18 protein-coding genes are annotated in these 22,866 nt (G+C 39.1%); 4 read left to right on the top strand and 14 right to left on the bottom strand.

What is annotated here, in order from left to right:
- Positions 1–68: 68 nt before the first annotated feature.
- The 3 genes from BUA72_RS10720 to BUA72_RS10710 form a co-directional block, all read right to left on the bottom strand.
- Positions 69–2,735: a zinc-dependent metalloprotease gene (locus BUA72_RS10720; protein ID WP_083544183.1), complete on the bottom strand. Its 2,667-nt coding sequence runs from the start codon at positions 2,733–2,735 to the stop codon at positions 69–71.
- A gap of 377 nt (positions 2,736–3,112) precedes the next feature.
- Entirely contained in the window at positions 3,113–4,006 is an 894-nt protein-coding gene (locus BUA72_RS10715) for an SMP-30/gluconolactonase/LRE family protein (protein ID WP_047448532.1), read from the bottom strand.
- A gap of 73 nt (positions 4,007–4,079) precedes the next feature.
- Complete coding sequence (locus tag BUA72_RS10710) at positions 4,080–5,492, bottom strand: S41 family peptidase (RefSeq protein ID WP_175548884.1); 1,413 nt, start codon at positions 5,490–5,492, stop codon at positions 4,080–4,082.
- Positions 5,493–5,845: 353 nt separating this feature from the next.
- On the opposite strand from BUA72_RS10710, the gene ccoG reads away from it, so the two are divergent.
- Positions 5,846–7,288, top strand: coding sequence for a cytochrome c oxidase accessory protein CcoG (gene ccoG, locus BUA72_RS10705; RefSeq protein WP_047448534.1), 1,443 nt, complete (start codon positions 5,846–5,848; stop codon positions 7,286–7,288).
- A 101-nt stretch (positions 7,289–7,389) separates the two neighbouring features.
- Here the strand turns inward: ccoG and BUA72_RS10700 are convergent, their stop codons facing one another.
- Positions 7,390–8,340, bottom strand: a complete 951-nt coding sequence (locus BUA72_RS10700; protein WP_228407862.1) for an AraC family transcriptional regulator — start codon at positions 8,338–8,340, stop codon at positions 7,390–7,392.
- A gap of 50 nt (positions 8,341–8,390) precedes the next feature.
- Positions 8,391–11,063 carry a reprolysin-like metallopeptidase gene (locus BUA72_RS10695; RefSeq protein WP_175548883.1) on the bottom strand — a complete coding sequence of 891 codons (2,673 nt, stop codon included), beginning with the start codon at positions 11,061–11,063 and terminating at the stop codon, positions 8,391–8,393.
- A gap of 289 nt (positions 11,064–11,352) precedes the next feature.
- On the opposite strand from BUA72_RS10695, the gene BUA72_RS10690 reads away from it, so the two are divergent.
- Both BUA72_RS10690 and BUA72_RS10685 read left to right on the top strand, forming a co-directional pair.
- A complete protein-coding gene (locus BUA72_RS10690) occupies positions 11,353–11,697 on the top strand; it encodes a MerR family transcriptional regulator (RefSeq protein ID WP_034704939.1) in 345 nt (114 codons plus the stop codon).
- Positions 11,698–11,902: 205 nt separating this feature from the next.
- Positions 11,903–13,168: a ComEA family DNA-binding protein gene (locus BUA72_RS10685; RefSeq protein WP_072922902.1), complete on the top strand. Its 1,266-nt coding sequence runs from the start codon at positions 11,903–11,905 to the stop codon at positions 13,166–13,168.
- Between the two features lie 365 nt (positions 13,169–13,533).
- Here the strand turns inward: BUA72_RS10685 and BUA72_RS10680 are convergent, their stop codons facing one another.
- From BUA72_RS10680 to BUA72_RS10645, 8 genes are all read right to left on the bottom strand, one after another.
- The gene (locus tag BUA72_RS10680) at positions 13,534–14,754 is read right to left on the bottom strand and encodes a YncE family protein (protein ID WP_072922901.1); all 1,221 of its coding nucleotides are present in this window, start codon (positions 14,752–14,754) and stop codon (positions 13,534–13,536) included.
- Between the two features lie 200 nt (positions 14,755–14,954).
- Positions 14,955–15,677 carry a 23S rRNA pseudouridine(2604) synthase RluF gene (gene rluF, locus BUA72_RS10675; protein WP_047448544.1) on the bottom strand — a complete coding sequence of 241 codons (723 nt, stop codon included), beginning with the start codon at positions 15,675–15,677 and terminating at the stop codon, positions 14,955–14,957.
- Entirely contained in the window at positions 15,677–16,255 is a 579-nt protein-coding gene (locus tag BUA72_RS10670) for a hypothetical protein (protein WP_072922900.1), read from the bottom strand. The genes rluF and BUA72_RS10670 overlap by 1 nt, the downstream gene beginning before the upstream one ends.
- The gene (gene truB / locus BUA72_RS10665) at positions 16,252–16,950 is read right to left on the bottom strand and encodes a tRNA pseudouridine(55) synthase TruB (protein WP_072922899.1); all 699 of its coding nucleotides are present in this window, start codon (positions 16,948–16,950) and stop codon (positions 16,252–16,254) included. The genes BUA72_RS10670 and truB overlap by 4 nt, the downstream gene beginning before the upstream one ends.
- A complete protein-coding gene (locus BUA72_RS10660) occupies positions 16,950–17,402 on the bottom strand; it encodes a hypothetical protein (protein ID WP_072922898.1) in 453 nt (150 codons plus the stop codon). The genes truB and BUA72_RS10660 overlap by 1 nt, the downstream gene beginning before the upstream one ends.
- Positions 17,403–17,406: 4 nt before the next feature.
- Positions 17,407–18,225 (bottom strand): undecaprenyl-diphosphate phosphatase, encoded by an 819-nt coding sequence (locus BUA72_RS10655; RefSeq protein ID WP_072922897.1) that lies wholly within the window; start codon positions 18,223–18,225, stop codon positions 17,407–17,409.
- A gap of 89 nt (positions 18,226–18,314) precedes the next feature.
- Positions 18,315–18,611, bottom strand: a complete 297-nt coding sequence (locus tag BUA72_RS10650; protein ID WP_175548882.1) for a DUF3098 domain-containing protein — start codon at positions 18,609–18,611, stop codon at positions 18,315–18,317.
- Between the two features lie 2 nt (positions 18,612–18,613).
- Entirely contained in the window at positions 18,614–19,513 is a 900-nt protein-coding gene (locus tag BUA72_RS10645) for a cell division protein FtsX (protein ID WP_047448557.1), read from the bottom strand.
- 91 nt (positions 19,514–19,604) lie between these two features.
- On the opposite strand from BUA72_RS10645, the gene rsmA reads away from it, so the two are divergent.
- Positions 19,605–20,375: a 16S rRNA (adenine(1518)-N(6)/adenine(1519)-N(6))-dimethyltransferase RsmA gene (gene rsmA / locus BUA72_RS10640; RefSeq protein WP_047448558.1), complete on the top strand. Its 771-nt coding sequence runs from the start codon at positions 19,605–19,607 to the stop codon at positions 20,373–20,375.
- A 68-nt stretch (positions 20,376–20,443) separates the two neighbouring features.
- Here rsmA and BUA72_RS10635 read toward each other — a convergent pair whose 3' ends face one another.
- Entirely contained in the window at positions 20,444–22,810 is a 2,367-nt protein-coding gene (locus BUA72_RS10635; RefSeq protein ID WP_072922896.1) for a choice-of-anchor L domain-containing protein, read from the bottom strand.
- Positions 22,811–22,866: the final 56 nt, after the last annotated feature.

Here is a 22,866-nt window from a genome sequence, read left to right as displayed (position 1 = left end):
TTAAAAATAAAAAGAGAGTCCGGCAATTTACCGGGCTCTCTTCGTTGTTATACTACTACTAAAAAAATTTATTTAACGATGAGTTTTTGATTGTATGCTCCTTTTGGCGAGTTGATATTGATCATATAAACACCTTTAGAAACATTTAAGTTAAACTCTTTGGTGAAATCTCCATTGCTCTGGTAAGCATCGGAAGAGATCAGTCTGCCTGAAGAATCAAACACAGTCACTTTCATTTCTCCTTTTATATTTCTGGATTTAATGAAGAACTTACCATCACTTGGATTAGGATAGATTCTGATATCATCTGCCAGTGGAGAATAAGTTTCCTTAGTTCCCAGCGTTTTTGTCTGCTGTGTACATACCTCAAGAGACCATCCTGTAATAGTTCCGGCACTTCCCGGGTTATTATCTGATGCAAAGAGTTTCCATTGCCCCTGAGCTTTATGTCCTTTAAAAATAGCTAAAGTCTCATAAGATTTTGTCTCACCCTGAACCGGTGAAGCACATGCCACTGCAGTTCCGGCATCACTGAATGAGGCAGTAATTCCTGAATTTCCATTACAGCTGCGGTTCCAAACCAAAGCGGAAGATCCTAAAGGACTTTCGATACCTATAGACAGATGCCTCACGTTTGGATGGGTAATAGCTGGAGTTACTTTAATTTTTGTGATCGTTCCCGTATTATTAACCATTAAAGGAACCGTAACGATTGGGGCAGAAATGTTTCCGCCGCCCGGGCCGTCTGTAATGGCTACAGGACTTCCACTGTAAGTATAGGTTGTACAAGCCTCATCGGTCACTGAATAATCAATAACAAAGCTTGGGCTCACTGCATAATAAACATTACCTACAGCTTCTATTAAAACAAAAGCATTGGCTGAAGAAGATCCCGCAGGAACTGTCACCTGCTCACTTCCGTCATTAGCTGTATTGGCTGCAATGGTGGTAAAAGTCAAGCCACCGTCTGTAGATAATTTAATATTAACATTGGCTGTATTGATAGGTGCTGCATTTGTAGCTGCCACATCCCAGGTTACATTAAATGATGCTCCCGAAGCCAATGACTGTCCGAAAGCAGGAGCGGTCACTTTAAAAGGCCCAGCCGCTGCATTTACTGTCACAACGGATGTTGCCTGCCCAACCTGCGGTTGTACAGGATTATTGTTTCTGACAGACATATTAAAGCTAAGTACTCTGCCTACATCAGAAACCGATTCCCAACGAGTCGTAAGCACTCCTGACAAAACCGTATTAAATTCAGGGAAATATCTTACCGGAGAAGTGGTAGGGGTTTTAGATCTAAAGGTAGGGCCTGAAGGTTTCGCCGCGTACGCAAAGGAATTAGCTCCCATCTGCGCTGTAGCAGCCTGATCTGTCTGTTCTATGGTATACGTATAGGAAGCACTGCCTGGATCTGTAGTTGTTCCTTTCAGTACAAAGGGAGTAGATTTTGGAATGGTATAGTTTCCTCCCAGTGTAGCGGCAGGTGCAGGATTCGTAAACGGAGTATTTACACCGCAAGAAATTGAAGCTACTCTGGCCTTTACCTGATTGATACTGTTGATATGGTAATAATCATTGGAATTAAACTGAACATCTAAATTCCCTCCTATAATTCCTGTGTACGCCATAATTGTACTTCCACTGGCTGGCTCTACTCTCTGGTTAGCCTGACCTGTGTGGGAAGTATAGGTATGCCCCGCACCCATCTGATGTCCCATTTCGTGAGCTACATAATCTATATCATAGGTATCTCCTTCCGGAAAATTACAGGCTGTCCATCCTCTTCCCGGCTGAGAACCGCAAAGCGCATCTCCATAAGCTGCTCCATTGGCATCTTTTTTATCCAATAAATGCCCCATGTCAAAATCAGAGGCACTCAGTACCGTGATGATTCCGGCATTGGCTTCATCAGGACCGGCGTCCACTGGATATGGATCTGTTGCTGAGTCGAGAAATATCACCGCATCATTATTGGCAATTAAATTAAAATGAACGGAAAGATCTTTTTCAAAAACACCATTCATTCTGGTTAAGGACGCGTTCATAGCAGCTAGAATCACTGCTTTTTTCTGTGCATCTGTGGCTGTTCCGGGAGTACCTGCAGCCGTCAAATGATATTGAGCATATTCTCCGGTACAGGATAAAGCCATTCTGAAGACATTAAATCCTGCCAGTTTTTTATTGACTGTACCACTGTTATTTACGTGATTTTTTTCTGCCATTTCAGCTGCTGAGCATTCAAAAGGTTCTTTATCGTGACCTCTTCTTGCTTTAGAGTCAAAAACAGCGTATACCGTCCTGTCTTCCGTGTAAGGTTCTATAAATTCAGAAACACCGGACCGGATAATCATAGATGAAAACCCTACCGGAGAAAGACTGAATCTTAAAACTACAGATGGATCTTCCACGCCGGTTCCCACATAAGATTTAATATCAGGATATTTAGCCTGAAGCTCAGGAGCCATATTAGAAAACTCCCAAACCTGAAATTTCTCCAGTTTTCCGTTAGCCACTGGAAGTGAAACCACAACTCCCTTAGCATTGGCAAAACGTGCAGGAGCTTTTTGTAAAGCCTGTTTCAGTTGATCTGCATTTAATGAATACAAAGCTGAAAATTCCAGTTTTTCCTGTGATTTCTTGACTTTCTGCGATCGCAGTTCTGTTCTTGTCCACTGTGATGATCCTAAAAACGGGATCATTGACAATGCAATAAATAAGTAAAATTTCATATCTATAATTTTGAAGGTGTTATGTTAAAATTTTCATATAAAGAGTTCTTTACGAAGGTTTAAATACACAATTAAACTTAAATCTCTATATGCTTATAAATGTTTTACAAAAAAAGCAAAAAATACAATACAAAACACACAAAATCAACAACATACAATGCTGTTTATTGACATTTCTTATAATTAACATAAATAATTCTCAATAAATAGAAATACATTTATAATTTTTAATCAATTAAAGAATAAACAAGAATAAAATTCAAAACTATTTTAAATCACCTCTGTTTAAAGTACAAAAAAAAGACTGTCACTGACAGTCTTACTAAGTTATTCTGTATTATCCTTAAATTAAAGGATGGTTTAATTTTAAAAGTTATTTATCTGGTTCCCCTTACTCTCGTGGGTAGAGTGTATACAGATTTTGAGGCAGTGATGAATAAGACATCATTATTTTCGCCCCCAAAAGTGACATTGGAAGTCCATTCCTCTTCGATAGGAATATGGTACAGTTTCTTTCCGTGACGGTTAAAAATATGCACTCCTTTTCCTGTTAAATAGAGATTTCCATGTTTATCCAGCGTCATTCCGTCTGAACCCATCTCGCAGAACAGCTTTCTTTCTGATAACTTTCCTTCTCCAAGAATGTCATAAACATAGGTTTTTCCGGCATCGATATCTGAAATATAAAGTTTTTTAAAGATCTCACTTCCCACAATTCCGTTGGGCTGTACAAAAGCTTCCAACTTAATGGTTTTTCCGTCCTTCGTTCTGTAATAAAGACTTTTATGTGCAATTTCCTGCTTGAAATCTATCCAGTAATCTCTTTTGTATAAAGGATCTGTAAAATACATTCCGCCGGACGCATCGTTCCAGACATCATTAGGTCCGTTGAACCTTTTTCCTTCAAAACCTTTCAGGATGACTTCTACTTTTTTATCTTTTGAAATTTTCCAGATTTCTCCCTGGTCATCGGAACAGGTGATGAGGTTTCCGTCTTTATCGAAATGGGTTCCGTTGGCTCTGCCCGTCTTTCCCAAAAACTCTATGACCTTATTGGTTTTCCAGTCCCAGTAATAGATTTTGTCATTAGGCTGGTCAGTGAAATAAACATTTCCATGTTGATCCGAAGACGGTCCTTCTGTAAAAGTGAATTGATCCGACACTTTCTCCGGTTGTACATCTTCATAAAACATTTTGTTATAATTTACTGATTGACAGCTTACCAATGCGAAAACCAAACCAATCACACTTATTCTGCATATATTTTTCATTCTTCAACTTTAAGACCTCCAAATTTACAATTTGTAAAATAAGATTCCCTTTGTTTAAGCGGTAAAAATTACATTAGTTTTTCACAGTTTTTTTTAAGTAGTTAATTCCAGCTTCGAGCTGAGAATCGAACTTCACAGGATATAAAGTATCATTCAGGTTTCTTTCTGCAAAAATATGCGGCTTAATCCCGACTCCTACAAATTCTTCACCATCCGGCAGGGTCACTTTTTTGGTACATATAATGGCAGAGCCATTTCCCGGCAGTTCTATCTGAAGAGGCTGACCGGTACTTCCATTGGAATAGTCACCAATTCTGGTTATATTTTTCTGATTATAGAGATAAATCAAAAAGTCTTCTGCAGCTGAAGCTGTTAAAACACTTGTCAGCACAACAGTAGGAACGTTCAGCTTTTCTACAGGCTCTATCACCTGAGGTTTGTACTCAAATTCATGAAACTTGCTCCCTGAATAGGCCTTAAACAAATCAGTGGTTTCCTGTTTTGAAAGTCCCCACTCAGTTTTTCCAGCGACCGTATCTTTGGGTGTAAGAAAGGAACCAAGAGCTCTTTCTGTCGGAATGATCTTCCGGCTGTAGTTTTTCGCGCCATAAATGGTATCTCCTTTGACAAAATATTTTGCGATATTTTTTGAGTTTTTAGAACTGCCGCCGCCATTATTTCTGATATCCAGAATAATTCCTTTTGCATTCTTAAGTTCAGACAGCTTAGATTCGAAGTCTTTCACAACGGAAGAGTTCTCAAAGGTGCTGATCTTTACGTACGCAATATTATTTTTCAGCCATTTGAATTCAAAAAGCGACTGATTGGGCAGCGCTTCAGGATTGACAGCAGTTTCCTCCGTTTTTGAATGGGTAAGATGCAGTTTTCTGATATCTCCTTTTAGAGTTTTGATTTCCACGTCGTAAGTGTCTCCATTGACTCCTTCTAACAGATTCACCCCTGCTTTAAAATTGAGATAACTCACGGTAGAAGAGGAAATATAAGGTTTAACAAATTTATCCTGATATTCAGCTGTAGACAGCCCATTTACTGTTATGATCTCACTTCCCAACGGAATCTCTTTTTCTTTGCTTTTATTGGTCCCGATCACATACACCTTTCCCTGTACATTCATCAGAAAAAGCCTGTATTCTCCAAACATAGAAACCATGATCTTATTTTCGATATCTTCCGGAAAATAAACCTGTGTATGTCCGTCTTTTAAAACAGCACATAATTTTTTAAGTTCTTTATAATACTGGTAATCGTTTTCCGTTTTCTGGATGCTTACAATAGCTTCTCTATAAGCTTTATCCCACTTGGGCTGATCCGTTTTGTACAGATAGACAAAATTGTATTCCACATCGCTCCAGAATTTAGACAATCCATAGATTTTCTCATTAAGCGTCAGTTTATTTGGAATCTGAGCCGATAATGCTGAACAAATGAACAACAGGAGGCATACAATAGAAATTTTATTTTTCACGGAAATCTTGTTTAGTAAACCCGCCAAAGTGGAAAACTTCATAAAAAATGAAATGTAAATCTGCCTTTCCCCGGGTAGGGCTAAACTACGAAAAAAAAGAATTGAAAACTCTGGATTTCAACTACTTCTAAAAATATAATAATTTTCGGGAACAATCATCTCTACGACAAAGCACAATGTCTCAATTGTCCTATTTTGGAAGCAGATGGTATTAGTTAAAAAACAGTTTTATGCGGACCTTTGCCATGGTAAGATCAACACTCCTTTTTCCTTTGTAAAACTGACTGAAAAACCAGCTTGATCCGATCTCAAATATCACCTTAATACTTTTTTAACTTAACAAAAGTACCGCAATGAGTGCAGAATCAGGCAACAGCCAATTTGTAGAAATAGAAAACGATACGTTTAGGAATTCGGTGGGAACCATGGACGAAACGGGCAAAAGAAAATGGGTCTTTCCACGAAAACCAAAAGGAAAATATACCAACTACAGGAATTATGCAAGCTACGTCATGCTTGCTATATTTTTCGGGCTGCCATTTGTAAAGATCAACGGCAATCCTTTTCTTCTGGTCAATGTGATCGACAGAAGGTTTTTTATCCTTGGACAACCGTTTTACCTTCAGGATTTCTTTATCCTGGCGCTGGGAGCCGTAACCTCCGTGATCTTCGTAATGCTTTTCACCGTGGTTTTTGGAAGAATATTCTGCGGATGGTTATGTCCACAGACTCTTTTTATGGAAATGGTGTTCCGGAAAATTGAATACCTGATCGAAGGTGACAGAAACAAACAGATGAAGCTGGACAGACAGGAATGGGATGCTGAAAAAATCAGAAAAAGGCTGTTAAAATGGTCCGTTTTTGCTTTAATCTCGCTGATCATCGCTCACGTTATGTTCATGTACATTGTAGGATACGAAGAATTATTCCGTATTATGAATGAAGGACCACAGGAGCATCCCCTGAAATTCATTACCATGATATTTTTCACCATGACGTTCTACTTTGTTTTCGCGTGGCTCCGTGAGCAGGTTTGTACACTGGTATGCCCTTACGGAAGACTTCAGGGCGTGTTGATCGACAAGCAGACGATCAATGTCTATTATGATTTCAAAAGAGGAGAAGGCCGTTCAAAATGGAGAAATAATGAAGACCGTAAAGCAGCAGGAAAAGGGGACTGCATCGATTGTCATCAGTGTGTTGTGGTCTGCCCTACCGGTATTGACATCAGAAACGGACAGCAGCTGGAATGCGTGAACTGTACAGCCTGTATAGATGCCTGTGATGAGGTGATGGAGAAGGTAGGACTTCCAAAAGGACTGGTCCGCTATGCCACAGAAGCAGAAATTGAAAACCAAGACAGTTTCAAATTCACTTCAAGAATGAAAGCGACGACGGTATTTTTAGCCCTGCTCATCGGATTCTTAGGCTTCTTGATGTATGACCGAGGATCTATGGAGGCAAAATTTATTAAACCGGCGGGTTCTACGTTCTTTATTAAAGACGGTAAGATCACCAATACTTTTATTTATACCCTTTTAAATAAATCCAACGAGAAAAAGACCCTGACTATTAAAGTAATGACTCCGGCCCATGCAGAAATCACATATTTCGGTTCTGAAAAGATCATTCTGAAAGGGGATGAAATTCTGAAAGGAAACATCAATATCACCTTCCCGGAAGAAGACATTAAATTCTCAAAACAGAATATGGTTATCGGGGTATTTGATGAAAAAGGAGAAATGCTGGATTCATTTGAGACAACGTTTGAGGGACCGTTTAAGCTTTTGCTATAGATGTCAGATTTCAGATTTCAGATTTCAGACGTCAGATTTTAGACTGGAGATGCGAGATAAAGGATGAGGGAGCACATGTCTTGTATCTGATATCTAGCATTTTAAACCTTGTATTTTCTCATAAACTGAGTAGGAGTCATTCCGGAGCTTTTCCGGAATACTCTTACAAAGTAGGAATATTCTTCATATCCGAGTCTGAAAGCAATTTCCACGAGACTTTCATCGAGATACATCAGCATTCTTTTGGCTTCCAGAACTACCCTTTCGGTAATAACATCGGTGGCTGTCTTCTGAACAACGGTCTGTGCAATCCGGTTCAGGTGTTTTGGAGTAATTCCTAATAGTGATGCATAGTGAGATATTGATTTCTGAGCTGTAAAATGCTGCTCTATCAGATTTTCGAAATCCTGATAATGTTTAAAATAAGAAAGACTGGCGGAAGAAGAACGCATATCAATATCTTTCGAAAACAGTCTTGTTGCATTGATGAAAACCTGTGACATCAGGGAAAGAATAAATCCTTCCTTCATCACGGACTGAGACTGATGTTCTTTTCCAAGTTCCTTAAATAAGCTGTCCGTTTTCACCAATTCTCCAGCATCAAGCTGCAATTTGCGGGGAAAAGATACAGAACCGAAAAAGGGAAAATTCCTCAATTTCTGGCTTACATAGTGCATTTCATAAAACTCCTGCGAGCAGAAAAAGATATAGCCGTCAATATCTTCCGAAAGTTCCCAGCTGTGGATCTGTCCCGGAGACAGGAAGAAAAGACTTCCTTCAGACACCTCGTATTTCTGGAAATCGATCTCATGGGTTCCTTTTCCTTTTGTAAAGAGAACAGCCGCGTAAAAGTCGTGGCGGTGTGGTTTTTCAATATGACGGTGACCTACCACCAGATGTTCTTTCATGGTATTGAAATAAAAATCTGAAGTATTCCTGCCGGACTGGAAAAGTTCGATATGAAGGACAGAGATAGAATTCATTCTGATAATAGACGGATGGTAGTTATTGTATAAAAGTACTGCAAAAAGAGAGACAACGCAAATGGGCATAAAAAAAGGACCGGTTTTCACCAGCCCTTCATTCAGAAATTATTATTCTGTTATTTGATCACAAGCTTTGTACTGTAAGCTCCTTTTGAAGAATTGATGCTGATCACATATACTCCTTTCGGAACATTAACGTTAAACTCTTTTGTGCTGTTGCCTTCACTCTGATAGGCAGATGAAAATACTATTCTTCCGCTGGCATCAAACATTCCTACTTTCACTTCTCCTTTTAAGTTTCTAGACTTAATGAAGAAATTACCGTCACTTGGATTAGGATAAATTTTGATATCATCCGCCAATGGAGAAGAAACCTCATGGGTTCCCAGCGTCTGGGTTTCTCTTGTACATACTTCCAGAGACCATGCTGTAACTGTTCCTGCACTTCCTGCATTATTGTCTGTAGCAAAGAGTTTCCATTCTCCCTGAGCTTTATGTCCTTTAAATATCGCTAAAGATTCATTTGATTTCGTTTCTCCCGCAAGAGGTGATGCACAAGCCACCACACTCCCCGCCTCACTGAATGAAGCTGTAATTCCTGACTGCCCGGAGCATTGTCTGTTCCAGAAAAGAGCTGAAGATCCGACCGGACTTTCAATTCCTATAGCCAGCTGACTGATGTTCGGATGGGTAACAGACGGTGTCACTTTTATTTTAGTAATGGTTCCCGTATTGTTGACCATTAAAGGAATGTTTATTCTAGGTGCTGAGATACCTGTACCGCCAGGACCATCTGTAATGGCCACAGCCGGGCCGCTATACGTATAGGTATTACATGTCTCGCCTGTTACGTTATAATCGATCACAAAACTTGGGCTTACTGCATAATACACATTCCCTACTGCTTCTACCAAAATATAAGCATTAGCAGACATAGATCCCGCCGGTATTGTCACCTGCTCACTACCGTCATTGGCAGTATTGGCCGCTATAGTTGTAAAGGTCTGCCCACCGTCTTTAGATAGTTTAATATTAACATTAGCGGTGCTTACAGGAGCCTGATTGGTATTGGCAACATCCCAGTTCACATTAATGTTTCCTCCTGAAGCTAATGACTGCCCGAATATTGGGGCTGTCACCTGAAAAGGACCGGATGCTGCATCCACAGTTAACACCGTGGCATCTTTGGAAACCTGTGGCTGTGCCGGACTGTTGTTTCTTACGGTAGCTGCAAAATTAAGACTTCTTGCCACACTTGAAACCGATTCCCAACGGGTAGATAAAACACCTGCCAGTACTTTATTGAAATCAGGAAAATATCTTACCGCAGAACTTATTGGGGTAAAAGATCTGAAAGTAGGTCCCGTTGGTTTTGTAGGATAAGCTATTGAAATATCCCCTGCCCCGATCTGAGCAGCAGCAGCCTGATCTGCCTGTTCCCAGGTATACGTATAAGAAGCAGTATTGGCATCTGCTGAGGTTGCTTTTAGGACAAATGGGGTAGATTTAGGAATGGTATAATCTGCACCGGCATTAACATCTGGAGCAGGATTTGCAAAAGGCGCATTGACCCCACAGACAATACTGTTGATTTTATTTTTAATCTGGGTAACACTATTGGTATGAAAATAATCATTGGAATTAAACTGAACATCAGAAGCTGTTGTAATACCTGTGTACGCCATTATCGTGCTTCCACTTCCCGGCTCTACTCTTTGATCCGCCTGTGCAGATCTGTAGGTATAAGAGTGTCCTGCACCCAGCTGATGTCCCATTTCATGAGCTACATAATCTATATCGAACTTGTCTCCTTCCGGAAAATTATGGGCAGTCCATCCTGCTCCTTTTGAGTTATTGTTACAGATAACGCCTACACCGGCAGATCCGTTTCCTCCTTTTTTATCTATTAAATGACCCATCTCATAATCCTCAGGAGCAATCCTTGAAGAAATCTGAGCGTGAGCTTCATTCGGGCCACCACTTGTATAAGGATCTGTAGCCGGATCTAAAAATATGATGGTCTCATTATTGGCGATAAGGTTAAAATGAAAGGACAGGTCTTTTTCAAAAACACTGTTCAGTCTTGTCAGTGATGCATTCATTGCAGCAAGAATCACTGCTTTTTTTTCGGCATCTGTAGCTGTAGCGGGAGTACCCGCAGCTGTTAAGTGATACTGTGCATATTCTCCTGTACAGGATAACGCCAGTCTGAAAATATTAAAACCTGCTGTTTTCTTATTGACACTTTCGTTTTTTTTTTCAGCAGCGCTTTTCTCTGCTCCCTCTATCACGGAGCATTCAAAAGGTTCTTTATCCTGACCTCTTCTTGCATTAGAGTCGAAAACGGCATATACGGTTCTGTCTTCAGTATAAGGTTCTATGAATTCGGAAAGACCGGATCTGGTAATCATGGATGAAAATCCTACTGGTGACATACTGAATCTCAGATATACAGAAGGATCATCTACCCCTGTTCCTACGTAGGATTTGATATCCGGATATTTTTTCTGAAGAGCAGGATCCATATTGGAAGATTCCCAAACCTGAAATTTTTCAATTTTACCTCCTGCCGTAGGAAGTGACACAATCACTCCTTTAGATCCGGAAAAACGGTCGGAAGCACCTTTCAGTGAAAGCTTAAGTTGATTAGCATCTAAAGAATACAAAGCCGAGTATTCCAGCTTTTCCTGGGAAGCCTTGACTTTCTGCGTCCTCACGGAAGTTTTAGTCCATTGCGCAGCTCCTAAAAAAGGAAGAAGCACCATGGAAAGGAAGAAGTAGTTTTTCATAAAATAATATTTTTTAGTGTAAGTCAAATTAACGAAAAAATAATAACATAAAAGGCTCATTTTATGACAATTATCCATCAAATCCTCAAAAAAAAATCCCAAATTAATCATAATCTTGAATTTTATAAAAAAAATACATACAAAATACATAATTAAAGAAATTAATACTTTAGTTATAAAACTTCATTTCTGTTATTTTAAAAAAAAAATTCCTGTTATAACGATTTAGACGTGCATATTTGCATCAGAGTTTAAAAAATATTTATCTTTGGCTTTTAGGATTCATACAATGAAGATAAATTTACCTGACAAACTGTATTATTCAATAGGAGAAGTGGCAAAGGCTTTTGATGTAAACACCTCACTGATACGGTATTGGGAACAGGAATTCCCTATCATTAAGCCTAAAAAGAACAAGAAAGGGAACCGTTACTTCACTCCGGAAGATATTAAGAACCTCCAAATGATCTATCATCTGGTCAAGGAAAAAGGCTATACACTGGATGGCGCAAGAATCGCGCTGACCACCAACAGCAAGATTTCTGAAACGGTGACTATTATTGACCGCCTTGAATTTATAAAGGCTGAGCTTCAGAAACTGAAAGCTTCCCTCGCAGATCGAGATTCCGAATAAATAGTATTAAATCATAAAAAGCATCTTTAAAGGATGCTTTTGTTTTTCAACCGCCCCATTATTTTCTTCATTTCTTCAAATCATTCTACCTGAAAAGCATTCAAATGTAAATTAAAAACTATTTGTAAGTATTTGTTGTACAAAACGATGCATTATCCTTTACTCCATTGCCCCGATTTGTTTTTATTGATAAGTTTACGGAATGATGAGAAAAAATGATTACCGGAAACTGGCATTGATGGGAACGTTGATGATCGTCCTTCTTGCCTTTCAGAACTATACCGGCAGGGGAAAAGAGAAATTTCCTGAGATTAGATTTATAACAGAAAGCTCGGTTCCTTTGAATCTGACAGATTTTGATCCTAATGAACTGGATGCAAAACAGTGGGAACGTTTAGGGTTTTCTGAAAAACAGGTGGCTACCCTTCTTAATTATAAAAAGATCGTAGGAGGTCAGTTTACCTCGAAAGCCCAATTTAAGAAATGCTACGCCGTTTCTCCTGAAAAGTTCACAGAGCTGGAGTCTTATCTTCTGCTTCCTGAGAATGGTAAAGACCGTTATTCCGGGAAATTTAAAGGTTACGAAAAGAAAGAGATCATCGTCTCCCGAAAGTTCAATCCGGATAGCTTTTCTGCTGCTGACTGGATGAAAATAGGTTTCAGTGAAAAACAGGCCGAAGCCATTTTAAAGTATAAAAATTATTTAGGCGGAAGCTTTGTCAGCAAGGAAAAATTTAAAGAATGTTTTATCATCTCTTCTGAAAATTACAGCAGGCTGGAACCTTATGTACTGCTTCCGGCAAAAAAACCTAATGATTTCAAAAATTCATCTAAAAGTCATGCTTTAAAATCTAAAATTCAATACCATAATTTTGATCCAAATACAACGGATTTAGAGGGATGGAAAGTTTTAGGGTTTTCGGAAAGACAGGCTCAGACGATTGTCAATTACCGTGACAGAAATCTTAGGGGAAGTTTTAAGACACCGGAAGATCTTCAGAAATGTTTTGTAATCTCTTCAGAGAAATTTCAGGAATTACAACCATATATTAAACTCAATCCTACTGTAGACAAAAAACAGGAAACTGACTTTTCAAAAATTGATTTAAATACAATTACATTCAAGCAGTTACTCGAATTTGGCCTGGATGAAAAAAGTGCCGGATCAATGATTGGCTTTAGAAAAAAACTGAGAGGTTTTGTCAACAAACAGCAAATTTTAGATACTTATAATATTGATAAAGATTTGGTTCAAAAATTACTTTCTATTGCTCCGCTAGATGTTTCAAATGTTCCTAAATATACTTTAACAGAAGCTCCTGAAGAATGGCTGAAAGATCATCCCTACTTCAAATATTCTGCTGACAAAATTATATTCTACCGGACTACCTACCGTGATGATAAGAAAATTCTGAAGCTTTTAAAATTAAAGCCCGAATATGAGGAAAGAATGAAATTATATTTAAAATAATGTGAAAGAGGGTTTTAAAGAGTTGCTGGTTGCTAGTTCATGAGTTGCTGGTTGGTAGTAATTAAGCTAATAAATTATCGTCCGATGTCTTGTGTCTCATGTCTAAAATCTTGGCTCTTGATTCTTGGCTCTAAAATCTGCTATTCACCATTCACTTGCGTTGCAAAATTCACCATTGATATCAATACCACTTAAAATCCAAATCAAAAGCTCCCTAGTTTTAACCTTTGGCACAGTCTATAATCCCTACAACCTGCCACCTAATATCTACTTCCTGCAACCTAAAATTCACCATTCACTTGCGTAGCAAAATTCACCATTGACATTATTACTGCCAGTTGAAAGAACTCAGGTTATTTTACATTTTAATGGTGCATGTAGCTGCCGGGACCATTCGTGCCTTCAATTGATTCAGGCAATATTCCATACTTGGTGCGTAAATCGACTGTCCCTAACGTTTTCCCCGTCTCGATTTCAATAACACTAATGGTGCCGGAATTTAAATTAGGAATATTCAACAGGTTATTTTGTACGGCTACAACTTCTTTTCCTTTTTTGGTTTTAAAGAAAACCATATGATGTGCTCCTTTATCTGCCGTAAGGGTTTTTAAAAGCTTGAGTTGAGGAAGATTACTTATATCAAAGACCAAAACTTTTCCAGGATCTGCAAAACTTACATAGAGCTTGCTGTTATCATCAATATACATTTCGAGTGTCCAGCCTAATCCCTGTGTGCTTCCGTCAAATATTTTACTGAAAGCATCATATTTCTTGGTTGCCGCATTGTATGGAGCGATCCAGATATCACCGCCCAGCATTGTGGTTGCAAGGGCATACTGTGGAAATTTTCCACGGAGTAACAGAACCTCGACAGGACTGGACATATCTGTTTGCGAGTCTGCCACCAGATAGGTCTCTTTTAATTCATAGGTATTCATATCTAATAAAGTACAGGTGTTTCCCATTCCGGTAGTAAGATCCGGGTGAATGGTTGAGGTGACCATCATTATTCCTTTTTCTTCATTAACAGAAATACCGTGCGGGTACATAATAAATTGATTGGGATTGTCTTGAATCGGAGCTTTAATAGTTTTGATAAGCTGATTACTATTGGCATTAAAAACACCTATACTTCCATCCTTTTGTCCTCCTGCTCCTCCCATAAAAGTCATAAAATATCTTCCGTCATTAGTAAAAAACAAATTTTCGCCTACCGTATTCTCTCCTGTATCAATAGGTGTTGCATCCACTAATTGTGGCTGTCCGTTTTTGTCTTTTCCTGTTTTTATCTGGTATAGATAGCTTCCTCCTAAAGCAGTAGTGTATAATTTGTTCGCCGTCTGATTATAATAAAGATGATGAGGCAGGACACCAACGCCTAATTCAAGTTTGCTGCTGATATGTCCAAAATTTGGAGCTTCAGGATCCAGCTCAATGACCGCTACTCCATCCGGTAATCCTTTCAGGCTTCTGTAATCAATGTAAAATGTAGAATCGTGCGGGAGATCCGGATTATGGTTATCATTTTGGCAATTTGAAAATACTAATAAAATAACAAGGGAAAGTAGATTAAACTTTAATTTCATGGTTTCCAGGTTTTTAGTGGTTATTAGTATAAATATAACACATATACACCAATAAACTAAAAATATTACACCAATGTGTGAATTTTATTAAAAAATAACACTTTAAGTATCTTTTCCATTGCCATCTTCAGATAGATTACCAGAAAAAAAATAAGCAGGAAAATATCCCTGCTTACTTTTTTATTATTTATGATATGATCTTAATCAATTGTTTTGATAGAGTCAGAAAGAAGGTTGTTAAGTGAATTAAGTTCCTCTTCTGTAAGTTCACGCCATTTTCCTACCGGAAGATCCAATTTGATGTTCATGATACGGATACGTTTCAGTTTTTTTACTTCATAACCGAGGTATTCGCACATTCTGCGGATCTGTCTGTTCAGTCCCTGGGTGAGGATGATACGGAACGTCATATCATCGATTCTTTCCACATCACATTTTTTAGTGACGGTATCCAGAATAGGAACCCCATTCCTCATTTTATCAAGGAATTTCGGAGACATTGGCTTGTCAAGACGTACGATGTATTCTTTTTCGTGGTTGTTTCTTGCTCTAAGGATTTTGTTTACAATATCGCCGTCACTGGTCAGCAGGATCAGACCTTCACTCGGTTTGTCCAGCCTTCCGATCGGGAAAATTCTTTTCGGATAGTTGATATAGTCTACGATATTGTTTTTTTCACGTTTGGTGTCTGTGGTGCAGACAATCCCCACGGGTTTATTAAAAGCGATATAAACAGGCTTATCCTGCGGCTCACGGATAGGTTTCCCATCCACTTCCACCACATCTTCATCGGAAACTTTTGTACCCATCTCAGGAACCTTTCCATTAATCGTAATTCTTCCTTCTTCCAAAAGTTTATCTGCGGCTCTTCTAGAACAGTAGCCTACTTCTGATAAATATTTATTGATTCGCGTTTTTTCCATTAGTCTTCTCCGTAACCTGTATAATTTTTATTGCTGAAAATGGTAATTCCATAGCTTAAGCCAATGAAAAAGCCATTTGATTTCCCGTTGAGCTGATGTCCTTCAAACGTAATTCCACCCTCCTGGCTCAGCCTTTTTGAATAGGAAACCATGATTCCAAGCCTTGCACCCCAAAATTCAGAATCTGAAATTGCTGAATGATTAAGCTGCTTTCCGTAATTTAAATCAATATAAAAAGGACGGTCGCCCGGACTGAATATGATCTTTGGCTGAATCATCCAATATACCAGGTGATAATTGTCTTCTATAAAACTGTATTTAAATCCGGTTCCGAGTGCAAAGTTAGGAAGAAAATTGTAACCTCCAATGGCTGTGACGCCATACGTTATTTTACCCACGCGTTTCGGCTCAATATACTGTGAATTGCTGAACTGATTATCTTTAGTCTGAAGATTCAGGCCTACATTCAGTGATGGGTTCACATAAAACCCCATTTTTTCTTTTTTTGTCTCTGTTTCCTGCGAAAAAAATATCGCGGAAGATAAGAGCCCTAAAATAAGGAGTAAATTTTTTATCATAAGCCTTCAAATCTGTATTCGTTTTCCAGAAAATCAGCCGTTGCATTTTCAATGGTGTAATCTCCGATTTTTGTACGTCTGAGCTGGGTCAGATAAGCCCCTACTCTCAGTTCCTGCCCGATATCGTGAGCCAGACTTCTGATATAGGTTCCTTTTGAACATCCTACTGTAAAGCTGACCAAAGGAAGGTCGATTTTAATATCATTAATATAGAAAATCGTAGTTTTTCTGGATTTCATTTCCACTTCTTCCCCTGCTCTTGCCAGGTTGTAGGCTCTCTGTCCGTCTATCTTGATCGCTGAATACACAGGAGGTTTCTGCTCGATTTCTCCAACAAATTTCCCCAGTGCTTCATTGATCTGCTCTTGTGTGATGTGGGCAAAATCCTGCTGAAGAATTTCCGGCTTCTCAGTATCATAGGATTCTGTCTGAACACCTATTTTGATCTCGGTCCAGTATTCTTTGGGAGCATCCTGAATCTCAGGAATTTTCTTGGTGAATTTTCCACAGCAGACAATGAGAAGTCCCGTTGCTCTTGGATCTAACGTTCCGGCGTGGCCTATTTTAAATTTCTTGGGAAGATTAAACTCTCTTTTGAGCTTATATTTCATTTTATTGACAGCCTGGAAAGAAGTCCAGTCCAAAGGTTTGTCCAATAAAAACACATATCCTGATTGCAGTTCTTCAGCTGTCATTATTCTGTAATTTCGGTGATACTTACTAAGCTGGGGAGCTTATTGACCCTCTGTTTGCAGTCGGGACCGTTTTCTACATTCACAAAGCATTTTTTATCTCCGATGAAGTAGTAGATGTTGTGAAAAGGATATACAGAACTATTCGGAACAATATTTACGGTATAATTTTCCGGCAAATTAAATTTATAGCTGGTCTTGTTAATTGCTGTAATTTTCTGACTGTAACATTTTCCCTCCTTGGAATACTCCATAAAAGCTTTGTGATCCAGTTCTTCGTCTGGAACAAGCTCTTTACAGATCATTAAATCCTGGGCTGTAGTATTCTTCTCTTTAAGCTCTACTACAAACTCTATTCTTTCTTTCGTATTATTTTTCACGAAAAGCGTATGTGCAGGAGCGCAGGAAACGATTAATCCGGAAAAAGCCAGTATTTTTAGAATATTATTTTTCATACTCTTACTTAAAGAAATAGAAATAAATCAACAGGGCAATCCCTACGAAAATACGGTACCAACCCCAAGGCTTGAAACCATATTTGTTCAGCACCCCGATGAATGCTTTAATAGCGATCAATGCCACAATAAATGCGACAATATTTCCAACCACAAAGATCATGATGTGATCCTGAGAGGCCATGATCATTTCATATCCTTTCTGAGGATGCGCCGTTTCTTTACCCCATGTTTTCAGGAAAACGGAATACACCGTCACCGCCAGCATCGTGGGAACTGCTAAAAAGAAAGAGAATTCTGCGGCAGCCTTTCTGGTAAGTCCCTGTGACATTCCTCCGATAATAGAAGCTGCACTACGGCTGGTTCCCGGCATCATCGCAAGACACTGCCAGAAGCCGATGGTAATGGCACTTCTTATCGTAATGCCTTTTTCATCATCAATTCTAGGGTTTTTAAACCATTTGTCAACAAAAAGAAGAACGACACCTCCCAGTACGAGTACTGAAGAAATAGCGATCTGGTTTCCAAGAACAGCTTCAATTTTATCATCAAATAAGTACCCCAACACCAATGCAGGAACCACAGCAAAGGCAAGTTTATAATAGAACTGGATATTTTTCAGATCAAAGAACTTCTTCCAGTACGCCACCACTACAGACAAAATAGCTCCAAACTGAATGGAAACCTGAAACATTTTCAGAAATTCATCGTCCTGCAGGCCCAAAAGGTTGGCCGTAAATCCCATGTGTGCTGTAGAAGAAATTGGAAGATACTCGGTAAGTCCTTCAATAATAGCAATAATAATCGCTTTGATTAAATCCATAATATTGTAAAAATTAAAAGATTAAGAGATTTTGAAATTCAGATGTTTCCGAATTCCTTAATCTCTTAATCCTTAAATAAAGTTTGTATTTATTTTCTTTTTAAAATAGCGTACACTTCTATGACGAAGCCTATCACTATGAACAGTGGTGCAATTCTGATCCTGCGAATGGAAAAAATATCGTCATTCCATGAATTGGGATCAAATTTACCATCTACGGTGTTAGCATCAGGCCCCATCATCAGCAGGAATCCCACTACGATAAATGCCAGACCTATCAGCATCCACTTGAAGTTCTGCTGCCCGAAGTAAAAGGTACTTTCCTGTGGAACTTCGGTTTCTTTGCCAAACTCTGAAGCGGCCAGTTTATTTGTTTTTTTGCTCATTATTAAGAGTAATATAGATCGTCAACGTTTGATTTTAAGAATCTCCATGTAGCGAAAATGGTACTTAGGACAGAAATAAACACCCCTACTCCAAGTACTAAAACAACTAACCAGAAGTACTGATTATTGTCCTGTACGAAAGCCGAACCAATCTGACTTGTGAAATAATACCATACTCCACCAAGCGCCAGAAGTCCAATCGTAGAACCGATAGCACCTAAAATGACAGCTTCGATGATAAACGGCTTAAGAATAAACCTTCTTTTTGCCCCAACGAGCTGCATGGTTTTGATGATAAATCTTTTAGAGAAAATTTTCAGCCTGATAGAGTTGTTAATCAATACCACAGCCAGGATCAGGAAAAGAACGGAGAATCCTAAGATCCACTTTAAAATCCTGCTCAGGTTGTTGTAAACATCCACCATCAGCGTACTGTCATTTTTCACATCCACGATACCCGGAACAGATTTGATTATTTTAATCGCACCGTCTATTTTTGCAGGGTCTACGTATTCAGGCTTTAATGCCACTTCAATGGATGAAGGGAAAATATTTTCTTCAAAAAGCGCATCGCTGTCTATCCCCATGGTTTTCTTGGCTTCTTTTGCCGCCATATCCCTTGAGATGTAGGTCGCTTTTTTTACAGGAGCTAACGTCTGTACCTTTTTAAAAGTTTCTTCCTCCAGTTTTGCAATTTTTACAGAATCTTTCGCATCATAGTTTTCATCAAAATAAGCATTTACTACCAACTGTTCTTTGATATAGTCAGAATATTTCTGGGCATTAATTAAAATAAGCCCCATTAATCCTAACAAAAATAACACTAAGGCAATACTTATTACTACTGTAATATTGCTGGACCGAAGCCTTTTCTTATTAAACTCATCTACAGATTTAGCCATTAATATTAAAATTTTTGGCTAAATTAGAAAAAAACTTCCGAAATTTGGGACGAAATTGAGAAAATCAATGTTAATAAAATCATAAAAAACTTTGAGTGTAAAAGCAAAAAAACATCTTGGACAGCACTTTCTGACAGATGAAAATATCGCGAGAAAAATCGTGGAAGGTCTTAGTTTTGAAGACTATAAAAACGTCATGGAAGTTGGTCCCGGAATGGGAGTCCTTACCAAATATCTGCTCGAAAAGGATCAGACCATCTACCTTGCCGAGATTGATACAGAATCTATTGAATACCTTAAAAAGAACTATTCAAAGATCACAGAAAATACTTTTGTAGGAGATTTTCTGAAACAGGACTTTAATTTTATCAATGGAGAGCAGATCGCGATCATTGGTAATTTCCCGTACAACATTTCTTCACAGATCCTGTTTAAAATCATTGATTATTACGGACAGGTTCCTGAAATGGTAGGCATGTTCCAGAAAGAAGTCGCAGAAAGAACAGCCGCAGTACCGAGAACTAAAGATTACGGTATTCTGTCTGTCCTTATTCAGGCGTATTACGATGTGACCTACCTGTTCACTGTACATGAGAATGTGTTCAATCCGCCTCCGAAAGTAAAATCAGGGGTCATCAGGATTACCAGAAATCCTAAAGAAGGATTGGCAGGGAACGAGGTTCTTTTTAAACAAATCGTGAAAGCAGGATTTAATCAGAGAAGAAAAAAACTTTCAAATTCCCTTAAAATACTGAACATTCCTGAGGCTTTAAAAACCCATGAATTCCTGGACAAAAGAGCGGAAGAGCTCAGCGTTCTGGATTTTATCGGCTTTACCAATCTCTGGAAACAAAATCAGTAAAGTCTGTTTTAAAAAACAAAAAAGCCTTTCAAGTTCTCTTGAAAGGCTTTTTCTGTATGCTTTATCTTTTATTCTCTGTTCTTAAGCATGATCCATCCGGACCAGTTCATCTGAACTTTAGACTTAGGATATTCAAAATTAAATTTGTACCAGTATGTAGCCGTAGAGAGCTTCTTCCCTCCTACGGTTCCGTCCCATACCGGTTTTTCTTTGGAGAACCTGAACATTTCCACTCCGTATCTGTCAAAGACTGATCCTGTGAAGTTTTTGAATCCAATAAGTTCTTTAAGATCCAGTACATCATTTACGCCATCGTCATTAGGGGTAATGATATTATTGATCTGCAGGGTATAGAAATCAAATGTTCCTATACAATGAGTCCCTACCCTTCTTACTTGTACCGTATAATTTGTATTGTCTAAAAGGTTGGTGAAAATATTAGAATCCTGCCATGTGATTCCATTGTTTATAGAATACTCTAAGGTGCTTGGCGTATTGTTCATCACAGGGTTTTCTGCGATAATAGTCACTGTCATTTTAGCACTTTCATAATTTATGGCGGTTACAAATGGAGTGGCTGCCCCTCCCACTTTCGCCGTGAATATTTTTTTACAGAATCCGTTATCTACTTCTACCGTATAAACACCCCAGCTGTCTACCGTAATAGTCTGTGTGGATGCTCCCGTACTCCATAAATACTTATAATTAGGTCCTGCACCGGCATCTAAAACCACACGGTCGCCCAGACACATTTCCACATCTTTCAGAGGAGAAGTGATTTCCGGTGTCACCTCAACTCTTATGGTAGCAGGGTTCAATGAACGGCATCCTTTTGCTCCCACTGCATAAACGGTGAATGTCGTAGTCTGATGCAGGGTTACCGTCTGTGTATTACCCGTGCCCGGGAAGTTAACCCATTGATAGGTCACTCCTCCTTCAGCAGTCAGCGTCACGGATTCTCCCGGACATACCTTTATTCTGGAAGATTTTACACCCGCTACAGGGGTCGTCTCTTTAAGCAATTTTAATTCTATGAGCTTGCTGCAGAAACCTCCGTTTGAAACTACGGTGTATAGGATCTGTCCGTCTGTACCATTATAATTTAAAATATTCTGGATGTTGTTGGTATTTTGAGCAATTGCGTCTGCCTGGTTGACATAGAATTTAAATACAGCTCCCGGTGTGGGGCTGATGGATGGCATTGCATTCGTAAGGTCGAAAGTAGTGATATCCGGCGTAGCACAAAGCAGCAATGTAGCATCCTGAGCCTGCGGAGTCATTCCTCCGTGGATTTCTATACTTGCTTTTCCGGGACAAGGATTTCCTGGAACACTTACTTCAATCGTGTAGGTTCCGGGTTGTACGGCTGTCACAGTGTTTGTGGTAGCACCCGGGATAGCCACTCCATTCAGGAACCATTTGTATAATAAATTAGGATCGCTTACTGAAGCTGTGATCACCTGTGGTACATTATCACAGACATTGATATCTGACGGTAAAGTAGCACCGCTCGGATCTAAAAGCTCTACGCCAATGTTGAATGATCCGCCTTCCAGAAACACAGCAGAGTCATACACGTGATCCGGAAAAGAATAAGGGGTATAATCTGCAATGACCATCTTAAAGTGATATTCCTGACCGGCCACTACAGTAGCTGTAGCCGTAAGAGGAACAGTTCTTCCTTCAAAATTGGTTTCAATATTGGTGGTATTGTATCCTCCGAAATACTGCTCGTTAACAGCTGCACATCCTCCTGCTATCGCCGGGTGAATATTCGTTACACTTACAGGTCCGGCACCACCGGGAAGTATAGCCATATTTTGATAAGGTCCTCCCGATGTAGGCCTAAGCAGGATCGCAAAAGCATCGGCATAATCACACGGGAATCCTCCGTAATATTCTTCAGAGGCTAATATATAATTAAATTTAATCTGAGAAGTCGTAGGGACAAAGTCAAACTCAAGAAGAACAGCATCAGCAAGTGTTCCCGTACCTCCGATTACCTGGGCAAGGTCTGAATCTGTTCCGCCCCCGTTATCATTACCTAAGTTTCCTTCAGGGCCATTCCCTGTTCTTCTGGCTATCCCGGTAGACAATACGATCCCATCTTTAAAAGGGAAATTGGTCGTTCCTTTATGGAAATAGCCCCATGATCTGTCAGCATCGCTTACTGCATGGTTAGGGGTTATCTTTACATTAGTTACACTGGGAGTCACACATGTATTGGTTCCCGAAGAGATCAGGACATCCTTTACCAGCTGTGTAATGGAATATGCGGATTCCGGATACGGAGGAACATTAACGTCAATAAAAGCTCCAGCCTTATTTGTTGTGGGAATATTTTCTTTGTGAGGTATCCTGGGCTTGCCAGTTTGTGAATATGAAAAAGTCGAGGTGACTAAAAAAAATAAAAAAAACAGGAGATTTCTTCGCATAATACTTTTGTTTCAACAAATTTAATTTATTTTCAAATATACCGTGTATTTTTTAC

The organism is Chryseobacterium sp. OV279 (genome assembly GCF_900128945.1).
GTDB lineage: Bacteria > Bacteroidota > Bacteroidia > Flavobacteriales > Weeksellaceae > Chryseobacterium.
This window is presented reverse-complemented; position numbering and strand designations above follow the sequence as displayed.

Coding starts and splice junctions, on each gene's coding strand:
- rluF (WP_047448544.1), bottom strand. CDS start 15,677: ATGGAAAAAACGCGAATCAATAAATATTTATCAGAAGTAGGCTACTGT.
- BUA72_RS10645 (WP_047448557.1), bottom strand. CDS start 19,513: ATGGCTAAATCTGTAGATGAGTTTAATAAGAAAAGGCTTCGGTCCAGC.
- BUA72_RS10680 (WP_072922901.1), bottom strand. CDS start 14,754: ATGAAATTAAAGTTTAATCTACTTTCCCTTGTTATTTTATTAGTATTT.
- BUA72_RS10635 (WP_072922896.1), bottom strand. CDS start 22,810: ATGCGAAGAAATCTCCTGTTTTTTTTATTTTTTTTAGTCACCTCGACT.
- truB (WP_072922899.1), bottom strand. CDS start 16,950: ATGACAGCTGAAGAACTGCAATCAGGATATGTGTTTTTATTGGACAAA.
- BUA72_RS10655 (WP_072922897.1), bottom strand. CDS start 18,225: ATGGATTTAATCAAAGCGATTATTATTGCTATTATTGAAGGACTTACC.
- BUA72_RS10720 (WP_083544183.1), bottom strand. CDS start 2,735: ATGAAATTTTACTTATTTATTGCATTGTCAATGATCCCGTTTTTAGGA.
- BUA72_RS10700 (WP_228407862.1), bottom strand. CDS start 8,340: ATGCCCATTTGCGTTGTCTCTCTTTTTGCAGTACTTTTATACAATAAC.
- ccoG (WP_047448534.1), top strand. CDS start 5,846: ATGAGTGCAGAATCAGGCAACAGCCAATTTGTAGAAATAGAAAACGAT.
- BUA72_RS10670 (WP_072922900.1), bottom strand. CDS start 16,255: ATGATAAAAAATTTACTCCTTATTTTAGGGCTCTTATCTTCCGCGATA.
- BUA72_RS10650 (WP_175548882.1), bottom strand. CDS start 18,611: ATGAGCAAAAAAACAAATAAACTGGCCGCTTCAGAGTTTGGCAAAGAA.
- BUA72_RS10715 (WP_047448532.1), bottom strand. CDS start 4,006: ATGAAAAATATATGCAGAATAAGTGTGATTGGTTTGGTTTTCGCATTG.
- BUA72_RS10660 (WP_072922898.1), bottom strand. CDS start 17,402: ATGAAAAATAATATTCTAAAAATACTGGCTTTTTCCGGATTAATCGTT.
- BUA72_RS10695 (WP_175548883.1), bottom strand. CDS start 11,063: ATGAAAAACTACTTCTTCCTTTCCATGGTGCTTCTTCCTTTTTTAGGA.
- BUA72_RS10685 (WP_072922902.1), top strand. CDS start 11,903: ATGAGAAAAAATGATTACCGGAAACTGGCATTGATGGGAACGTTGATG.
- BUA72_RS10690 (WP_034704939.1), top strand. CDS start 11,353: ATGAAGATAAATTTACCTGACAAACTGTATTATTCAATAGGAGAAGTG.